The organism is Achromobacter aegrifaciens (assembly GCF_902859735.1).
GTDB classification, from domain to species: domain Bacteria; phylum Pseudomonadota; class Gammaproteobacteria; order Burkholderiales; family Burkholderiaceae_B; genus Achromobacter; species Achromobacter aegrifaciens.
On the sequence record NZ_CADIJY010000023.1, the window covers coordinates 45,463 to 62,893 of the forward strand.

A 17,431-nucleotide genomic window follows, 5' to 3' on the forward strand; every position below is an offset into this window, starting at 1 on the left:
CGTCATGACCGCAGCCACTCCCGCCGCCAATCCCGCCCGCAAACGCCTGCTGCTGCTGGCAACCGGCGCCTTCATCCTCATCGCGATCGCTTACGGCATCTGGTGGGCGCTCTTCGGCGCTCATTTCGAGAGCACCGACGACGCCTACGTGCATGGCAACCTGGTGCAGATCACGCCGCAAGTGCCCGGCACGGTCGTGGCCATCGAGGCCGACGACACGGAAACCGTGGCCGCCGGCCAGCCGCTGGTGCGCCTGGACCCGGCCGACACCGACGTGGCCTTGCAGCAGGCCCAGGCCAAACTTGCGCAAACGGTGCGCCAGGTGCGCACCATCTACGTCCAGAACGACGCCCTGGCCGCCGACGTCGACCTGCGCAACGCCGACATCCTGCGCGCCCAGGCCGAACTGACCCGCGCGCAAAGCGACGTCAACCGCCGCCAGCAACTGGCCAAGTCCGGCGGCGTCAGCGGCGAAGAGATCCTGCACGCCGAAGCCGCGCTGAAGTCCGCCCAGTCAGGCCTGGCGCAAGCCCGCGCCGCGCTGGCAGCCTCCCGCGCCAAGCTGGCCACCAACCAGGCGTTGACCCAGGGCACCACGGTCGCCGACCACCCCGACGTGCAGCAGGCCGCAGCCGGCCTGCGCAACGCCTGGCTGGCGCAATCGCGCACCGTGCTGCCCGCTCCGGTGGGTGGCGTGGTGGCCCGGCGCAGCGTGCAGGTCGGCCAGCGCGTCGCGCCCGGTTCGGCCCTGATGACGGTGGTGCCGCTGGACCAGGTGTGGATCGAGGCCAATTTCAAGGAAGGCCAGCTGCGCAAGATGCGCATCGGCCAGCCGGCCAAGATGGTGGCCGACCTGTACGGCAGCTCGGTCACCTACCACGGCACTATCGCCGGCCTGGACGCCGGCACCGGCAGCGCCTTCGCCCTGCTGCCCGCGCAGAACGCCACCGGCAACTGGATCAAGGTGGTGCAACGCGTGCCGGTGCGCATCGCGCTGGACCCCGAGGACCTGAAGAAGCACCCGCTGCGCGTGGGCCTGTCGATGGACGTGGAAGTGGACGTGGGCAAGCAGGAAGGCGAACCGCTGACGCAGGCCGAACGCAAGGAGCCGGCCTGGTCGACGCGCGCCTTCGAGCCGGCCCATGACGAAGTCGACGCCATGATCAGCAAGATCATCGAGGCCAACCTCGCATCATGAGCGCAGCCAAGCAGCCCGCCGCCGCGCCGGCGCCCCCGCCCGGCGGCCACCCGCCGCTGGAAGGCGCGACCCGCATCATCGGGTCCATCGCGCTGTCCACGGCGGTGTTCATGAACGTGCTGGACACGTCCATCGCGAACGTGTCCATCCCGACCATCTCCGGCGATCTGGGCGTCAGCACCAGCCAGGGCACCTGGGTCATCACGTCGTTCGCCGTGGCCAACGCGATCACAGTGCCGCTCACGGGCTGGCTCACGCAGCGCTTTGGACAGGTGCGGCTGTTCCTGATCTCCACTCTGCTGTTCGTGCTGGCGTCATGGCTGTGCGGCTTTGCGCCCTCGCTGGAAGCGCTGATCGCGTTCCGCGTGCTGCAAGGCGCGGTCGCCGGGCCCATGATTCCGCTGTCGCAAGCGCTGATGCTGGCGAGTTTCCCCAAGTCCAAGGCGGGCATGGCGCTGGCGGTCTGGTCCATGACCACGCTGGTGGCGCCCGTCGCCGGGCCCTTGCTGGGCGGCTGGATCTCCGACAACTACACCTGGCCGTGGATCTTCTACATCAACGTGCCGGTGGGCCTGCTGGCCGCCTGGATCAGCTGGCGCATCTATGGCGACCGCGAATCGGTCACGCGCAAGCTGCCGATCGACAAGGTCGGGCTGGCGCTGCTGGTGGTATGGGTAGGCGCGCTCCAGATCATGCTGGACAAGGGCAAGGAGCTGGACTGGTTCGCCAGCGGCACCATCATCGCGCTGGCCGCCACCGCGTTCGTCGCCTTCGTCTTCTTCCTGATCTGGGAGCTGACCGACGCCCACCCCGTGGTGGATCTGCGCCTGTTCAAGATCCGCAATTTCACGGTCGGCGCGCTGACGCTGGCGGTGGCCTACGGCGTCTTCTTCGGCAACGTGGTGCTGCTGCCGCTATGGCTGCAAAGCAACATGGGCTACACCGCGACCTACGCGGGGCTGGTGACCGCGCCGGTGGGCCTGCTGGCGATCCTGCTGACGCCCATCGTCGGCAAGATGCTGGCCACGCGCGATCCGCGGCAGATCGCGACGGTGGCGTTCCTGATCTTCGCGCTGGTGTGCTTCATGCGTTCCGGCTTCAACACCCAGACCGATGTCCGCACGCTGATGGTGCCGACCATCATCCAGGGCGCGGCCATGGCGACGTTCTTCGTGCCGCTTACGTCGATCACGCTGTCCAGCATCGAGCCGTGGCGCATTCCCGCGGCCTCGGGTCTGTCGAACTTCCTGCGCCTGACCGCGGGCGCGTTCGGCACGTCCATCGCCACCACCCTGTGGGAAAACCGCGCGACCATGCATCACGCGCAGCTCACCGAAGTCGCCAAGCCCGGCCAGCAGGCGTTCGACCAGACCATGGCGACGCTGCAGAACGGGCTGGGCGTGACGCATCAGCAAGCGCTGACGATGGTGGACGGACTGATCAATGCGCAAGCCTTCACGATGTCCGCGGTAGACGTGTTCTACGCCTCCGCGATCATCTTCCTGGCACTCACCGGCCTGGTCTGGTTCGCTCGTCCCCGGTCGGCCAAGGCGGGCGGCGGCGGCGCGGCCGAAGCGGCGGCCGGCGCCCACTGAGGCGTAGCGCCAGGCCCCGGACCGATCTGCGTCCAGGGCCTGGCGGCACAAGAACGCTATTCCTTCAGCAAGACCTGCCAGTCGGCGCGCTCGATGACGTCGGCCGGCAAGGCGCTGGTGGGCGACAGGTTGAACACCGAGATGCCACGAGCGCGCCATTGCGCAGCGGCGAAGCGGAATGAGGGCTCGATCAGTTGCGCGAACTTGCGCGCCAGCCTGCTGGACTGGGGCGTCTGCCCTTCATCATAGAAGCGCAAGCCGTTCTGCAGCGTCAGATCCAGCCCGTGCGCGTAGACCTTGCGCGCGCCGCTGGATACCAGCACCTGTAATGCCGCATAAGCCACGGTGTCGGCGTCGAATACGCCCAGCTCCACATTGAAGCTGAACCCCATGCCCCGTTTCGCGTCCAGCAGCTGCACGTCGGGCGAGGCTGCCGCCATGCGCTGCAGCACGGACGGCGCGGAAATGCGCTGGTAGGCGCGCTCGGAGATCAGTTCGATGATGCAGATGCGGCAGCGGATCGACTCCTGCGGCAAGCCCTGCATGATGTAGCGCAAGACCTCGGGCAAGACGTACAGGGTCAGGTCGCGCGACACGATTTCGCGCACCAGGTCGATACGTTCGCGGACGAAGTTCTGGTCGATGATGCAGTAATACTTGAACGGCAGGTCGAACTTGCGCGCCAGCATGATGGCGCCGTTCACGCCCATCGCCGCCCGGATATCCAGCCGATCATATGGAATCTGCGTAACCGACGGGCCGCTCAGGATCAGATGAACTTCCTTGTCGGCGGAATCGTATCCCGCGGCCAGCGGCGTGACCGGCTGCGACCTGCCAAAGGCTCGAAAACCGCTGATGGCGCCCGACCTGCCCCGCCAGATCCGGACGAAAGGCCACAAGTGTTGATTGTGCCTCTGCGTGCGCGACCGTAGCACGCGAAACAGCTTGCGCACGAAACGGTCGGCCCGTCCGCTGCCCACCTGGGCAGCGGAGGAGGAAAAGACGGAATCGTCCATTGACTGGCCTGGAGGCCTTGCCGGCGACTTGCCTCAGCCCGCCGCGATCAGCGCGGCAATCGCGCTGCCGACGTCGGCGGTGGAGGCAGTGCCCTTCATGTCCCGGGTACGCGGACCTTCCGCCAGGACGGTTTCGATGGCCTTGACCACCGCAGCGGAAGCGTCCGGATAGCCAAGGAAGTCCAGCATCAGCGCGCCGCTCCAGATCTGGCCGATCGGGTTGGCGATGCCCTTGCCGTAGATGTCCGGCGCCGAACCATGCACCGGTTCGAACAGGGACGGGAACTTGCGTTCCGGGTTCAGGTTGGCCGAAGGCGCGATGCCGATGGTGCCCGTGCAGGCCGGTCCCAGGTCGGACAGGATGTCGCCGAACAAATTGGAAGCCACCACCACGTCGAACCAGTCGGGATGCTGCACGAAATGCGCGCACAGGATGTCGATGTGGTACTTGTCCCAGCGCACGTCCGGGTACTTCTCGCCCATCTCGGCCACGCGCTCGTCCCACCAGGGCATCGAAATGGAAATGCCATTGGACTTGGTGGCGGCGGTCAGATGTTTGCCGCGCTTCTGCGCCAGTTCGAAGGCGAACTTGAGGACGCGGTCGGCGCCGATGCGCGTGAAGACGCTTTCCTGGATGACCACTTCGCGTTCGGTGCCCGCGAACAGGCGGCCGCCGCTGTTGGAGTATTCGCCTTCGGTGTTCTCGCGCACGATGAAGAAATCGATCTCGCCGGGCTGGCGGTCCTTCAGCGGAGAGGGCACGCCAGGCATCAGGCGCACCGGGCGCAGGTTGATGTACTGGTCGAACTCGCGGCGGAACTTGAACAGCGAGCCCCACAGCGCTTCGTGGTCAGGCACCGTGGCGGGCCAGCCGATGGAGCCGAAGAAAATCGCTTCGTGCTGGCCGATCTGCGCCTGCCAATCGTCCGGCATCATCTTGCCGTGCTTGGCGTAGTAGTCGCAGCTCCAGTCGAAATGGTCCCACTGAAAATCGATGCCGAATCGCGTTGCGACCGCGTCCAGCACCTTCAAGCCCTCAGGCACGACTTCCTTGCCGATGCCGTCTCCAGGAATCACCGCAATCTTGTGTTTCTTTGCCACCACGTCTTCCTTTGTTTTCCTTGGATGCACTATGCGCGCCGCGGGTCTGAGCGGCCACGCGCAGCCTCCATATCATTGCACGGAAATGTTACTCGATACGGCCCCGAATCGGACGCGCCAGCCACTGCTGGCAGGCACGCAGGATCAGGATTTCAACGCCGGCCTTTCGAGCCCAGCAAGGAGCCCAAAATGCCCCGGGTCAGTTCACGCGCGATCGACCGGACCGTGCTCTTGGCCATGGTCTGCACCACGCCGTCGCGCTTGCCGCCGCGCGGCCCCGTCGACCCGAACAAGACCTCGTTCAGGCTGTCCATGAGGCCGCCACCCGATTCCTCGGCAGCGCCCTTGCCTGCGGGCTGTGCGGAACCGTTCCCGGCCGCGCCGGCCTGGTCCGCCGGCTTGGCCGCACGCCCGGCCAGCACTTCATAGGCGGACTCGCGGTCTATGGATTTCTCATACTTCGACGCCAGCGGACTGCCCTGGCGCAACGCCTGCCGCTCCGCGTCGGTCGCCGGGCCGATCCGGCTGCCCGGCGGCACGATGTAGGCGCGTTCGGTCGGCATTGGCCGCCCCTTGGGATCCAGCAAGGAAACCAGCGCCTCGCCCACGCCCAGCTCGGTGATGGCGGCCTCGATGTCCAGCCCCGGATTGGGACGCATCGTCTGGGCCGCCGTCTTCACGGCCTTCTGGTCGCGCGGCGTGAATGCCCGCAAGGCGTGCTGGACGCGGTTGCCCAATTGGCCCAGTACGGTGTCGGGGATGTCCAGCGGGTTCTGCGTCACGAAATAGACGCCCACGCCCTTGGAGCGGACCAGGCGCACCACCTGCTCGATCTTGTTCAGCAGAGCGGCGGGCGCATCGTTGAACAGCAGGTGGGCCTCATCGAAGAAAAACACCAGCTTGGGCTGGTCCATGTCGCCGACTTCGGGCAGCTTCTCGTACAGGTCCGCCAGCAGCCACAACAGGAAAATTGCATACAGGCGCGGCGCCTGCATCAGCTTGTCCGCGGCCAGCACGTTGACCATGCCGCGGCCCTGCGCATCCGTGCGCATCAGGTCGGCCACGTCGAGCATGGGTTCGCCGAAGAATTTCTCCGCACCCTGCGATTCCAGCGCCAGCAAGCCGCGCTGGATGGCGCCGATGCTGGCGGAAGACACATTACCGTAACGTGTCTTCAGCTCCGAAGCGCGGTCGGCGACGTTCTGCAGCATGGCACGCAGATCCTTCAGGTCCAGCAGCAACTGGCCTTCGTCGTCGGCGACCTTGAAGACCAGCGTCAGCACGCCTTCCTGCGTGTCGTTCAATTCCAGGATGCGGGACAGCAGCAGCGGCCCCATGTCCGACACCGTGGCGCGCACCGGCAGCCCCTGCTCGCCGAACACGTCCCACAGGGTGACGGGGCTGGCCGCCCAGGCCGGTTCGTTCAGGCCCAGGTTCTTCAGGCGCTCCAGCAGCTTGGGAGTCGCGGTGCCGGCCTGGGAAATGCCGGTCAGGTCGCCCTTGACGTCGGCCATGAACACCGGCGTGCCGATACGGGAGAAGGATTCGGCCAAAACCTGCAAGGTGACGGTCTTGCCGGTGCCCGTGGCCCCCGTAATGCAGCCGTGGCGGTTTGCCAGGGCGGGTAGCAGCGCCAATTCGGTCTGTGCATTCTTGGCGATGACGATGGGGTTGGGCATGTGCAGCTCTCCGGACCAGGGAATCAGATGGATGCCCAAGTGTAGAGCCTGCCGCGCCGCTTGTGCGCGTGGCAATATGGACACATGCGGTCCGCCCCCGGGCGCGCCGGGCGCTGGCACGGTAAAATGCCATTTTTGCAGACAAATTACCCTGGGAAGCCATGGCCGGACACAGCAAATGGGCCAATATTCAGCACCGCAAAGGGCGCCAAGACGCCAAGCGCGGAAAGCTCTGGACCAAGATCATTCGTGAAATCACCGTGGCGGCGCGTGCCGGCGGCCCTGACCCGGACAGCAACCCGCGCCTGCGCATGGCCTGGGACAAGGCCACCGACGCCAACATGCCCAAGGACAACATCCAGCGCGCCATCCAGCGCGGCGCGGGCGGCGCCGACGGCGAGGCCTACGAAGAAGTCCGCTACGAAGGCTATGGCATCGGCGGCGCAGCCGTCATCGTCGACTGCATGACAGACAACCGCACCCGCACCGTCGCCGAAGTGCGCCACGCCTTCGCCAAGAACGGCGGCAACCTGGGCCAGGAAGGCTCGGTCGCCTTCATGTTCAAGCATTGCGGCCAATTCGTCTTCGCCCCCGGAACCTCGGAAGACAAGGTCATGGAAACCGCCCTCGAAGCCGGCGCGGAAGACGTGACGACCGACGAGGAAGGCGTGATCGAAGTGGTCTGCGCCCCGGCTGACTACGCCGCCGTGCGCGGCGCCTTCGACGCCGCCGGCCTGAAGGCCGAAGTGGACGGCATCGTCATGAAAGCCCTGAACGAGACCGAACTCGCCGGGGAAGACGCCATCAAGATGCAGAAACTGCTCGACGCCCTGGAAGGCCTGGACGACGTGCAGGAAGTCTATACGAACGTCGTTTTCGACGAAGCGCAGTAACTCCATTACCCCGGCGCCGGGCGGGCCTTGCCTGCCCGGCGCCACGCTGTCACCGGATCCGGGTCCGCCTGGATCCTGGCCTACTCCACGGGCTGGCGCCTTGCGGCGCTCGACTGGCAACCTAAAGAACCTCGCAACATGAAACTCCTGGTAATTGGCTCTGGCGGCCGAGAACACGCCCTCGCCTGGCGGCTGGCCCGCTCCCCGCGCGTCCACAAGGTATACGTCGCTCCCGGCAACGGCGGCACGCAACGCGCCGAACAGATCGAGAACGTCCCGTTCACCAATGCCGAGGAATTGGCCGATTTCGTGCAACGCGAAGGCGTCGCCCTGACCGTCGTCGGCCCTGAAGCCCCCCTGGCCGCTGGCGTCGTCGACGTGTTCCGCGCCCGCGGCCTGAAGATCTTCGGCCCCACCAAGGCCGCAGCGCAGCTGGAAAGCTCGAAGGACTACGCCAAGGCCTTCATGGTCCGGCACAACATCCCGACCGCCCGCTACGAAACCTTCACCGATCCGGCCAAGGCGCACGCCTACATCGACCAGGAAGGCGCTCCCATCGTGATCAAGGCCGACGGCCTTGCCGCCGGCAAGGGCGTGGTGGTCGCCGCCACGCTGGAAGAGGCGCATGCCGCCGTGGACGCCATGCTGGGCGACGGCTCCATGGGCGCCGCCGGCGCGCGCGTCGTCATCGAGGAATGCCTGGTGGGCGAAGAAGCCAGCTTCATCGTCATGTGCGACGGCCGCAACGTGCTGGCCCTGGCCACCAGCCAGGACCACAAGCGCCTGCAGGACGGCGACCAGGGTCCCAATACCGGCGGCATGGGCGCGTATTCGCCCGCGCCCATCGTCACCCCGGAACTGCACCACCGCATCATGCGCGAAATCATCCTGCCGACCGTGCAGGGCATGACGCGCGATGGCATCCCGTACACGGGCTTCCTGTACGCCGGCCTGATGATCGCCCCGGGCGACGACCCCGACCGCGAGATCAAGACCCTGGAATTCAACTGCCGCATGGGCGATCCTGAAACCCAGCCCATCATGATGCGCGTCAAGAGCGACCTGCTGGACGCCCTGGAGCATGCCGTCGACGGCACGCTCGACCAGGCCGACATCACCTGGGACCGCCGCACCGCCCTGGGCGCCGTGCTGGCCGCGCACAACTACCCCAACACGCCGCGCACCGGCGACGTCATCCGCGGCCTGCCCGCCGACGCCGAGGACTGCATGGTGTTCCACGCCGCCACCAAGCTCGACGGCGACGAAGTCAAGACCACCGGCGGCCGCGTGCTGTGCGTCACGGCGCTGGGCGACTCCGTCAAGATGGCCCGCGACCGCGTCTACGAAGCGATCGACGGCATCCACTTCGACGGCCGCCAGTATCGCAGCGACATCGGCTGGCGCGCGCTCAAGCCTTCGCAGCAGAAGTCCAAGCCCAACGCCTAGCCGGAACCGTCGATGAACGCCTTGCCCGTCTCTTCCGTCCGGGACTACCTCACCGGCTTGCAGGCCCGCATCGTCGGCGCCCTGGAAGCCGCCGAGGGCGCGGCCTTCCGTACCGACGAATGGGTCCGCCCCGAGGGCGGCGGCGGGCTGTCGCGCCTGCTGGAAGGCGGCTCGCTGTTCGAACGGGCCGGCGTGCTGTTCAGCCATGTCCAGGGCAGCAAGCTGCCGCCCTCGGCCAGCGCGCACCGCCCGGAACTGGCCGGCCGGTCCTGGGAAGCCATGGGCGTGTCCATGGTGCTGCACCCGCGCAATCCCTACGTGCCCACCACGCACATGAACGTGCGCATGTTCCTGGCGGCAGCCCGGCCCGGCCACGACGAGGCCGACGTCTTCTGGTTCGGCGGCGGCATCGACCTGACGCCCTACTATCCCTACGAGGAAGACGCCCGCCATTTCCACGCCACCTGCCGCGATGCCCTGGCCGGCCATGGCGCCGACTACTACCCGCGCTACAAGCGCTGGTGCGACGAGTACTTCTTCCTAAAACACCGCAATGAAACGCGCGGCGTGGGCGGCATCTTCTATGACGACCTGAACGCTCCCGGCTTTGACGCCTCGTTCGCGCTGACCCGATCGGTGGGCGACGCCTTCCTGCCGGCCTACATGCCGATCGTGGAACGCCGCCGCGACCAGGCCTACGGCGAGCGCGAGCGCGATTTCCAGGCCTACCGCCGCGGCCGCTATGTGGAATTCAACCTGGTCTTCGACCGCGGCACGCTGTTCGGCCTGCAGTCCGGCGGACGCACCGAGTCGATCCTGCTGTCCATGCCGCCGCTGGCGCAGTGGCGCTACGACTGGCAGCCCGAGGCAGGCACGCCCGAGGCCGAATTGGCCGCCTACCTCAAACCGCGGGACTGGGTTTGAAGCGCATCGGCCTGCTGGGCGGCAGTTTCGACCCCGTCCACGTCGCGCACATCGCCCTGGCGCAGAATGCCTTGCAGACGTTGGGCCTGGCCGAGGTGCAGCTCATCCCCGCGGCCAATCCCTGGCAACGCGCAGCCTTGCACGCCACGGCCGAACAACGCCGCGACATGCTGCAACTGGCCATCGCCGGCCATGCGGGCCTGGTGGTCAATCCCATCGAAATCGACCGCGGCGGCGCGACCTACACCATCGACACGCTGCGCGCCCTGCCCCAGGACGCGCGCTACGTCTGGCTGCTGGGCACCGACCAGTTGGCGAATTTCTGCACCTGGCGCGACTGGCAGGACATCGCCAGCCTGGTGGACCTGGCCGTGGCCACCCGCCCGGGCACGGCGCTCAGCGCCCCGCCGGCGCTGGCCGAACACCTGCGCGGCCAGGGACGCGAACTGCAGGAACTGCCTTTTGCTCCCATGCCGGTTTCGGCCTCGCAGATCCGCCAGCGCCTGGCGCAAGGCGAATCCACCGAAGGCCTGCTTGCCGCTCCGGTGGCCGCGTATATTGCGGCGCACCATCTTTACCGATAAACCTACACCCGCGGTGCGCTGAAAGCGCCACGGGGCCAGCATCCGCTGTCCGCCCGCGGGTTATATTTACTGACTATGGATATACAAAAACTCCAACGCGCCGTCATCGACGCCCTCGAAGACGTCAAGGCGCAAGACATCAAGGTCTACAACACCACGCATCTGACCAGCCTGTTCGATCGCGTCGTGATTGCAAGCGCCACCTCCAACCGCCAGACCCGCGCCCTCGCTTCCAGCGTGGCGGATCGCGGCCGTGCGCTCGATCTCTCCGGCATCACCATCGAAGGCGAAGACACGGGCGAATGGGTCGTGGTCGACCTGGGCGACGTGGTCGTGCACATCATGCAGCCCGCCATCCGCCAGTATTACAACCTGGAAGAGATCTGGGGCGGCAAGCCGGTGCGCGTGAAGCTCCTGCCCGAGTCCACCCGCCCCGCGCCGGTCGCCAACGACGGCGCGCACGACGCCGAGTACTGAGCGCGCCGTGAAGCTGATCGTCGTGGCCGTGGGCACGCGCATGCCGGACTGGGTGCAAACCGCCTGGGACGACTACGCCAAGCGCCTGCCGGCCGACTGCGCGCTGGAACTGCGCGAAATCAAGCCTGAACCCCGCACCACCGGCAAGACGCCCGCCCAGATGATGGCGGCGGAAGCCAAGCGGATCGACGCCGCCCTGCCCGCCAGCGTCTTGCGCCTGGCGCTGGACGAACGCGGACGCGACCTCACCACCATGGCGTTGTCGCAGAAGCTGGAACAATGGCGCGCCGGCGGTCAGGATGTTGCTTTTCTCGTCGGCGGCCCGGACGGGCTGGATGCCGACCTGAAGGCATCCTGTTCCGGCCAATTGCGCCTGTCCTCGCTGACGCTTCCGCACCCCATGGTGCGCGTGGTGCTGGCCGAACAGCTCTACCGGGCCTGGGCCATCATGACCAATCATCCCTACCACCGCGCCTGACCGCTGGCCGGGCCGGCGCCCATCCTGCTGACGCATGACCGACACCGCAACCTCCGCGCGCCTCTACCTTGCCTCCGCCAGTCCCCGGCGGCGCGAGCTGCTGACCCAGGTCGGCCTGGCCCACGAAGTCCTGCTCGTACCCGCCCCGCCGGGCGAGGACGAACCCCAACATCCCGGCGAAAGCGCCGCCGACTATGTCCAGCGCACTGCGCGCGACAAGGCCCTGCGCGGACGCGACTGGATGCTCAGCCAGGACCTGCCGCAACTGCCGCTGCTGGCCGCCGACACCACGGTCATCCTGGCGGGCGCAGTACTGGGCAAACCGGCCGACCGCGACGACGCCATGCGCATTCTGCGCGCGCTGTCCGGCTCCGCCCACGAAGTGCACACCGCCGTCGCCGTCTGGACTGGAAACCAGTTGCTGGAGGCCGTGTCCATCACCGAGGTCCGCATGCGCGCGCTGACGGATGAGGAACTCGGCCGCTACTGCGACAGCGGCGAGCCCTACGGCAAGGCGGGCGCCTATGGCATCCAGGGCCTGGCGGGCACGTTCGTTTCGCATATCGCCGGCAGCTATACCGGCGTGATGGGCCTGCCCTTGTTCGAAACTGCAAACCTGTTGCGCGCGGCAGGGATACAGGTGCCCTGAAAACCGCGGCCTCCGGTCGAAAAAAATCCCCCGAGACCGTCGAGGTCCGGGGGCTTTTTTTTCCGGCGGGCAGTCCTTCTTGCCGGGGCTTACAGCTGCATCAATAGTTGCGGCCGCCTGCAGGCAGCCGCGGATCTACGCTGTTTCAGCCATGCTGCAGCGGCTGGCCCATGGGTACGCCGCCAGCCCTCGGCGCTTCCTGAACCGGAGCCGCGGCAGGCACGGTCGCGGGCTGAAGGTCGCCCTCGAGCGCGGCATGCAGCTGCTCCTTATCCAGCTCCCCTTCCCAGCGCGCCACGACCACGGCGGCAGTCGCGTTGCCGACCAGGTTGGTCAGCGCGCGGCATTCCGACATGAAGCGGTCCACGCCCAGGATCAGCGCCATGCCGGCGACCGGGACGGAAGGCACCACCGACAGGGTTGCGGCCAGGGTGATGAAGCCTGCCCCGGTCACGCCCGCCGCGCCCTTGGAGCTCAGCATCGCCACCAGCAGCAGCAGGATCTGGTCGCCCAGCGACAGCGGAATATCGCAAGCCTGCGCGATGAACAGCGCCGCCATCGTCATGTAGATGTTGGTGCCGTCCAGGTTGAACGAGTAGCCGGTGGGCACGACCAACCCGACCACCGACTTCGAGCAGCCGGCGCGTTCCATCTTCTGCATCAGCGTGGGCAACGCGGCTTCGGACGAACTGGTGCCCAGCACCAGCAGCAGCTCTTCGCGGATGTAGCGCACCAGCTTCAGGATCGAAAAGCCGTTGTAGCGCGCCACCAGGCCCAGCACCACGACCACGAACAGCACCGAGGTTGCGTAAAACGTACCCACCAGCATCGCCAGGTTGATGACGGACTTGATGCCGTACTTGCCGATGGTGAAGGCCATCGCGCCAAACGCGCCGATGGGCGCGGCCTTCATCAGGATGGCGACCAGCTTGAAGACGGGCTGTGCCAGGGCAGTCATGAAGTTCAGTATCGGCTGGCCGCGTTCACCCACCATGGCCAGCGAAATGCCGAACAACACCGCCACGAACAGCACCTGGAGAATGTCGCCGCCCACGAACGGACTGAAGATCGTGGTCGGGATCACGTTCATCAGGAAGCCCGTGATGGTCGAGTCATGCGCCTTGGCCACGTAGCCCGAGACCGCCTTCTCGTCCAGCGTCTTGGGGTCGATGTGCATGCCGGCGCCCGGCTGGACGATATGGCTGACGATCATGCCTACGATCAACGCAAGCGTGGAGAACACCAGGAAGTACAGCATGGCCTTGCCCGCCACGCGGCCGACCTTCTTCAGGTCGCTCATCGCCGCGATGCCGGTGGCCACGGTCAGGAAGATCACCGGCGCGATGATCATCTTCACCAGCTTGATGAAGGCGTCGCCCAGCGGTTGCATCTGCTGGCCGAGCTCGGGTTTGAATGCGCCCAGCAGCACGCCCACCACGATGGCGAAAATCACCTGCACATAGAGGATTTGATAGAACTTGAGCTTGCGCGCGGGCGCGACTTGATCCACGTCGATCATTGGGATTGTCCCCACCAAGGCCCCTTGCTCCGGGCGGTTCAGCGCGGGCGTTGGGGCGTTATCTGTTTTCTGGCAAGCGCGTATCGCCGCAAGCCGATTTCACCCCGCAGGCAACGCCGCCGGGCTTGGCTTTACTAATGCAAGAGGCGTGCCAACATCGGCAGACCTTCCTCTTGCGCTCCAAGCCCTTGATCAAAAAAGGAATTTTTCTTCTCTCAGCGTACTGGCCCGGCCTCTATTGGCGGAATTTCACACAAAAAAGATATAGAATGTGCGAAAAACCGCACAACCCATGTCGACCCACTCCTCTCCCCGCGATGCCCGACCCGGCGTGGACCAGGCCAGAAAGCCGCGGCGCCCACGGAACACGCCTGTCTGGCCTTGGCCCTGGAAGGCCATCGCCATCCTGCTGGGTGTCGCGGTCGTCTATGGCGTACTGCACGCCGCCACGCTCTGGGCGCGCGACGGCGCGCTGAAGAATGCCGGGGAGCAGGCACGTGTGGCAGCCCAGCTCAACGCGGCATTGCTGCGCAACAACCTGGACAAATTCAGGGCGCTGCCCTTTGTCCTGACGCGCGATGTCGACGTACGCGCGGCGCTGCAGGGAGGCTCGCACGTGCAGATCGAATCCCTGGACGACAAGCTCGATACGTTGAGCCGCGGCGTCGGCGCATCCGCCATCTATGTGCTGGACAAGAAGGGCCTTGCGATCGCTGCCAGCAACTGGCGTGAACCCGCCACGTTTGTCGGCGTGGACTACCAGTTTCGGCCCTATTTCCAGGGATCGGTAGCCCATGGCTCGGCCGAACACTTCGCTTTGGGCACGATCAGCCACGAAGCCGGGCTGTACTTGTCGCGACGCGTGGATGACGTCAACGGCGCCATGCTGGGCGTGGTCGTGCTGAAAGTGGATTTCCGGGACCTGGAGGCCGACTGGCGCCAGTCGGTTTCGCCCATTTTCGTCACGGACGAGCATGGCGTAGTGCTATTGGGCAGTATCTCCGACTGGCGTTTCGATGTGCTGGCTCCGCTCACCCCAGACTTGGCCCGGGCCTTGCGCAGCAGCCTGCAATTCGGCGACGCGCCCTTTTTCCCGCTACCCTTGCGGCCGCAGCTACAAGCCATCAGCCATGGCCAGCTGGTGCGCGCCGACGTAACCCTGCCACAGATCCCCGCAGGCGCGCCGCTGGTGCACACGACGTTACCCATTGTCGAGTCCCCAGGTTGGACACTGCATCTGTTGTCGCCCGTGCAGACGGCCATCAACCAGGCTACCGCCAACGCCCAGCTGGGCGCGCTGCTTGCGCAGTGCGCGCTAGCCGCCTTGGTCGGCATCGTTCTCTTTCGCCGCCACCGCAACCGTGAGCGTGCCGAGCAGCAGGCCGCCATCCACGAACAGCTGGCCTCCCTGGTCGATGAACGCACGGCTCAGCTGCTGCAAGTCAACGAACAACTGGTCGATGAGATGGACGAGCGCCAACGCACCGCCGCCCGTTTGCACACCATGCAAGAAGAACTGGTCCAGGCCAGCAAGCTCGCCTTGCTGGGACAGGTGGCAGCCGGCGTGGCGCACGAGATCAACCAGCCTGTCGCGGCCATACGCGCCTATGCGGACAACGCCGCCGAGTTCCTGCGCAGGCAAGATGAAGGCTCGGCGCAGGAAAACCTGGGTACCATCGCCGCGTTGACGGAGCGGATCGGCCACATCACCGGAGAATTGCGCGCCTTTTCGCGCAAGGCCGACACGTCCATCGGTCCCGCGAACCTGAAGGATTGTCTGGAGGGCGCGCTGTTGCTGGTCGCGCCGCGCGCGCGGCGCCAGGGCATCGTCCTGCAACGTCCGCCCGCGGGTCAGAATTACCGGGTGCTGGCCAATCGCATACGGCTGGAACAGGTGCTGGTGAATCTGCTGCAAAACGCGATGGAAGCGCTGGAAGGCCGGCCCGACGGCCGCATCGTCGTGGCGCTGCAGGACCTGGGCGCGACCGTGCAGGTCTACGTCAGCGACAACGGTCCCGGCCTGTCGGCCGAGGCGCGGGCGCACCTGTTTACTCCCTTCTATACGACCAAGGCCGAAGGACTCGGACTGGGGCTGGTCATCTGCCGCGACATCGTCACCGAATTCGGTGGCGACCTGATCGCCGCCGGCCCGGCCGATCCCGTCTTTCCCGCTCCGCATGCCCCGGGCTGCGGAGCCATGTTCATCCTGACGTTGCGCAAGGCGTCTGGCCAGCAAAACGCTACCGAGCTACACCATGAACCGCGCTCCTGAATTTCCGCCAGCCGCGCCGGCATCCATTGACGACAGCCAGCGCCAGCCGTTTTTGCCGCGTGCGGTATTCATCGACGACGACGACGAACTGCTGCGCGCCAATACGCAGACGCTGAAGCTGCACGGCATCGCCGTGGACGCGCATGCCAGCGCACGCTCTGCCCTGCCCACACTAACGCGCGATTTCGACGGCGTGGTCGTCAGCGATATACGCATGCCCGACATGGACGGCCTGCAACTCTTCCAGCGCTTGCGGGACATAGACCCCGACATCCCCGTCATTCTGATCACCGGCCATGGCGACATCGCCACGGCCGTGCAATGCATGCGCGACGGCGCCTATGACTTCCTGGCCAAACCCTATGCCGCCGACAGGTTGATCACCGCCATCATGCACGCCGCGGAAAAGCGCCATCTCGTGCTGGAAAACCGCCGGCTGCGCGAAGCCGCGTTCGCCGTCCAGGCCGACGAGGTGCCTTTCATCGGCACGACGCCGGCCATGCAGCGCATCAAGCAAACGCTGCGGCATATCGCGGATGCCGACGTGGACGTACTGGTCGAAGGCGAGACCGGAACCGGCAAGGAAGTCGTTGCCACCGCCTTGCATCGCCTGAGCCGCCGCAGGCACCGCGCGCTGGTCGCGATCAACTGCGGCGCCCTGCCTGAAAGCGTCATCGAAAGCGAGCTCTTCGGCCACGAGCCCGGCGCCTTCACCGGCGCCCAAAAGAAGCGTATCGGCCGGATCGAGCATGCCAGCGGCGGTACGCTATTCCTGGACGAGATCGAAAGCATGCCGCTGGCGGTGCAGGTCAAGCTGCTGCGCGTGCTCGAATCTCGCCAGATCACTCCTCTGGGCAGCAACGAAGTGCGCAATCTGGACCTGCGCGTGGTCGCCGCCACCAAGGAAGACCTGGGCAGTCCAGCCATACGCGCCAAGTTTCGCGAAGACCTGTTCTACCGCCTCAATGTGGTCACCATCCGGATTCCGCCGCTGCGTGAACGCCGCGAGGACATTCCGCTGCTGTTCGCCCACTACCTCGGCCACGCATCGCGCCGCTTCCAGCGCGACATCCCGGAAATGCCGGCGTCCATCAAACAACATCTCATGACGCACGACTGGCCCGGCAACGTGCGTGAACTTGCGCATTTCGCCGAGCGGGTCGTGCTTGGCGTGTTGAATATCCCTGCCCCGCCAACCGCCGTGGCCCAAGACGCCGCGTCAAGCCTGCCGGAACGGATGGAGCGCTTCGAAGCACAGCTCATCCGCGAGGCACTCCAGGCGCACCAAGGCGACATCAGGGCCACCCTGGAGTTCCTGGGCATTCCGCGCAAGACCTTCTATGACAAGCTGCAGCGCCACGGCATAGACCGCCAGCAATACACGCAGCAGTAGGCCGTTCAGCGCCCAGATTGCGGCAGCAAAACAAAACCCCTCGCAGGATATTCCTGCGAGGGGTTTTTCATTGGGACTGCGGCTGGTGGTATCGCGCGAGAGATCCCGAGCGCAATACATTCGGTCGCCACAAAGACAAAACCCCACAGGGGTTACCTGTGGGGTTCTGCGGAATAAAAGCTTGACGATGACCTACTTTCACAGACG

General features: G+C 66.0%; 15 protein-coding genes. 11 read left to right on the top strand and 4 right to left on the bottom strand.

The genetic code is table 11. The features are described 5' to 3' along the window. Window positions 1-4: 4 nt before the first annotated feature. Window positions 5-1,198 carry an HlyD family secretion protein gene (locus tag HV766_RS29620; protein WP_119451017.1) on the top strand — a complete coding sequence of 398 codons (1,194 nt, stop codon included), beginning with the start codon at window positions 5-7 and terminating at the stop codon, window positions 1,196-1,198. After that, on the top strand, window positions 1,195-2,793 hold the full coding sequence (locus HV766_RS29625) for a DHA2 family efflux MFS transporter permease subunit (RefSeq protein ID WP_125473729.1): 1,599 nt from the start codon (window positions 1,195-1,197) through the stop codon (window positions 2,791-2,793). The genes HV766_RS29620 and HV766_RS29625 overlap by 4 nt, the downstream gene beginning before the upstream one ends. Before the next feature lie 56 nt (window positions 2,794-2,849). Here the strand turns inward: HV766_RS29625 and HV766_RS29630 are convergent, their stop codons facing one another. From HV766_RS29630 to HV766_RS29640, 3 genes are all read right to left on the bottom strand, one after another. After that, window positions 2,850-3,809, bottom strand: a complete 960-nt coding sequence (locus HV766_RS29630; protein WP_175182337.1) for a WaaZ-like lipopolysaccharide core biosynthesis protein — start codon at window positions 3,807-3,809, stop codon at window positions 2,850-2,852. A 33-nt stretch (window positions 3,810-3,842) separates the two neighbouring features. Next, on the bottom strand, window positions 3,843-4,910 hold the full coding sequence (locus HV766_RS29635) for a tartrate dehydrogenase (protein WP_054458781.1): 1,068 nt from the start codon (window positions 4,908-4,910) through the stop codon (window positions 3,843-3,845). Window positions 4,911-5,062: 152 nt separating this feature from the next. Continuing rightward, on the bottom strand, window positions 5,063-6,589 hold the full coding sequence (locus tag HV766_RS29640) for a helicase HerA-like C-terminal domain-containing protein (protein WP_175182338.1): 1,527 nt from the start codon (window positions 6,587-6,589) through the stop codon (window positions 5,063-5,065). 161 nt (window positions 6,590-6,750) lie between these two features. Here HV766_RS29640 and HV766_RS29645 point away from each other — a divergent pair, with 161 nt between their 5' ends. The 7 genes from HV766_RS29645 to HV766_RS29675 all read left to right on the top strand — a co-directional run bounded on the left by HV766_RS29645 (window position 6,751) and on the right by HV766_RS29675 (window position 12,040). Then, window positions 6,751-7,482: a YebC/PmpR family DNA-binding transcriptional regulator gene (locus tag HV766_RS29645; protein WP_054458755.1), complete on the top strand. Its 732-nt coding sequence runs from the start codon at window positions 6,751-6,753 to the stop codon at window positions 7,480-7,482. Window positions 7,483-7,620: 138 nt separating this feature from the next. Beyond that, the gene (purD, locus tag HV766_RS29650; RefSeq protein ID WP_054458757.1) at window positions 7,621-8,928 is read left to right on the top strand and encodes a phosphoribosylamine--glycine ligase; all 1,308 of its coding nucleotides are present in this window, start codon (window positions 7,621-7,623) and stop codon (window positions 8,926-8,928) included. Between the two features lie 12 nt (window positions 8,929-8,940). Continuing rightward, window positions 8,941-9,852, top strand: a complete 912-nt coding sequence (gene hemF / locus HV766_RS29655; protein ID WP_054458759.1) for an oxygen-dependent coproporphyrinogen oxidase — start codon at window positions 8,941-8,943, stop codon at window positions 9,850-9,852. Further along, complete coding sequence (gene nadD, locus HV766_RS29660; RefSeq protein ID WP_054458761.1) at window positions 9,849-10,436, top strand: nicotinate (nicotinamide) nucleotide adenylyltransferase; 588 nt, start codon at window positions 9,849-9,851, stop codon at window positions 10,434-10,436. The genes hemF and nadD overlap by 4 nt, the downstream gene beginning before the upstream one ends. 75 nt (window positions 10,437-10,511) lie before the next feature. After that, window positions 10,512-10,913, top strand: coding sequence for a ribosome silencing factor (rsfS, locus tag HV766_RS29665; RefSeq protein ID WP_013392761.1), 402 nt, complete (start codon window positions 10,512-10,514; stop codon window positions 10,911-10,913). Window positions 10,914-10,920: 7 nt separating this feature from the next. Continuing rightward, window positions 10,921-11,391: a 23S rRNA (pseudouridine(1915)-N(3))-methyltransferase RlmH gene (rlmH, locus tag HV766_RS29670; protein WP_175164216.1), complete on the top strand. Its 471-nt coding sequence runs from the start codon at window positions 10,921-10,923 to the stop codon at window positions 11,389-11,391. A gap of 34 nt (window positions 11,392-11,425) precedes the next feature. Continuing rightward, window positions 11,426-12,040 (top strand): Maf family protein, encoded by a 615-nt coding sequence (locus HV766_RS29675; protein ID WP_054458764.1) that lies wholly within the window; start codon window positions 11,426-11,428, stop codon window positions 12,038-12,040. 145 nt (window positions 12,041-12,185) lie between these two features. Here the strand turns inward: HV766_RS29675 and HV766_RS29680 are convergent, their stop codons facing one another. Continuing rightward, entirely contained in the window at window positions 12,186-13,559 is a 1,374-nt protein-coding gene (locus HV766_RS29680; protein WP_175182339.1) for a dicarboxylate/amino acid:cation symporter, read from the bottom strand. A 292-nt stretch (window positions 13,560-13,851) separates the two neighbouring features. Between HV766_RS29680 and HV766_RS29685 the strand changes: the two genes are divergently transcribed. Then, the gene (locus HV766_RS29685; RefSeq protein ID WP_175182340.1) at window positions 13,852-15,831 is read left to right on the top strand and encodes a sensor histidine kinase; all 1,980 of its coding nucleotides are present in this window, start codon (window positions 13,852-13,854) and stop codon (window positions 15,829-15,831) included. After that, entirely contained in the window at window positions 15,815-17,224 is a 1,410-nt protein-coding gene (locus tag HV766_RS29690) for a sigma-54-dependent transcriptional regulator (protein WP_175182341.1), read from the top strand. The genes HV766_RS29685 and HV766_RS29690 overlap by 17 nt, the downstream gene beginning before the upstream one ends. The last annotated feature ends 207 nt before the right edge of the window (window positions 17,225-17,431 follow it).

Coding starts and splice junctions, on each gene's coding strand:
- HV766_RS29620 (WP_119451017.1), top strand. CDS start 5: ATGACCGCAGCCACTCCCGCCGCCAATCCCGCCCGCAAACGCCTGCTG.
- HV766_RS29625 (WP_125473729.1), top strand. CDS start 1,195: ATGAGCGCAGCCAAGCAGCCCGCCGCCGCGCCGGCGCCCCCGCCCGGC.
- HV766_RS29630 (WP_175182337.1), bottom strand. CDS start 3,809: ATGGACGATTCCGTCTTTTCCTCCTCCGCTGCCCAGGTGGGCAGCGGA.
- HV766_RS29640 (WP_175182338.1), bottom strand. CDS start 6,589: ATGCCCAACCCCATCGTCATCGCCAAGAATGCACAGACCGAATTGGCG.
- HV766_RS29645 (WP_054458755.1), top strand. CDS start 6,751: ATGGCCGGACACAGCAAATGGGCCAATATTCAGCACCGCAAAGGGCGC.
- purD (WP_054458757.1), top strand. CDS start 7,621: ATGAAACTCCTGGTAATTGGCTCTGGCGGCCGAGAACACGCCCTCGCC.
- hemF (WP_054458759.1), top strand. CDS start 8,941: ATGAACGCCTTGCCCGTCTCTTCCGTCCGGGACTACCTCACCGGCTTG.
- rsfS (WP_013392761.1), top strand. CDS start 10,512: ATGGATATACAAAAACTCCAACGCGCCGTCATCGACGCCCTCGAAGAC.
- HV766_RS29675 (WP_054458764.1), top strand. CDS start 11,426: ATGACCGACACCGCAACCTCCGCGCGCCTCTACCTTGCCTCCGCCAGT.
- HV766_RS29680 (WP_175182339.1), bottom strand. CDS start 13,559: ATGATCGACGTGGATCAAGTCGCGCCCGCGCGCAAGCTCAAGTTCTAT.
- HV766_RS29685 (WP_175182340.1), top strand. CDS start 13,852: ATGTCGACCCACTCCTCTCCCCGCGATGCCCGACCCGGCGTGGACCAG.
- HV766_RS29690 (WP_175182341.1), top strand. CDS start 15,815: ATGAACCGCGCTCCTGAATTTCCGCCAGCCGCGCCGGCATCCATTGAC.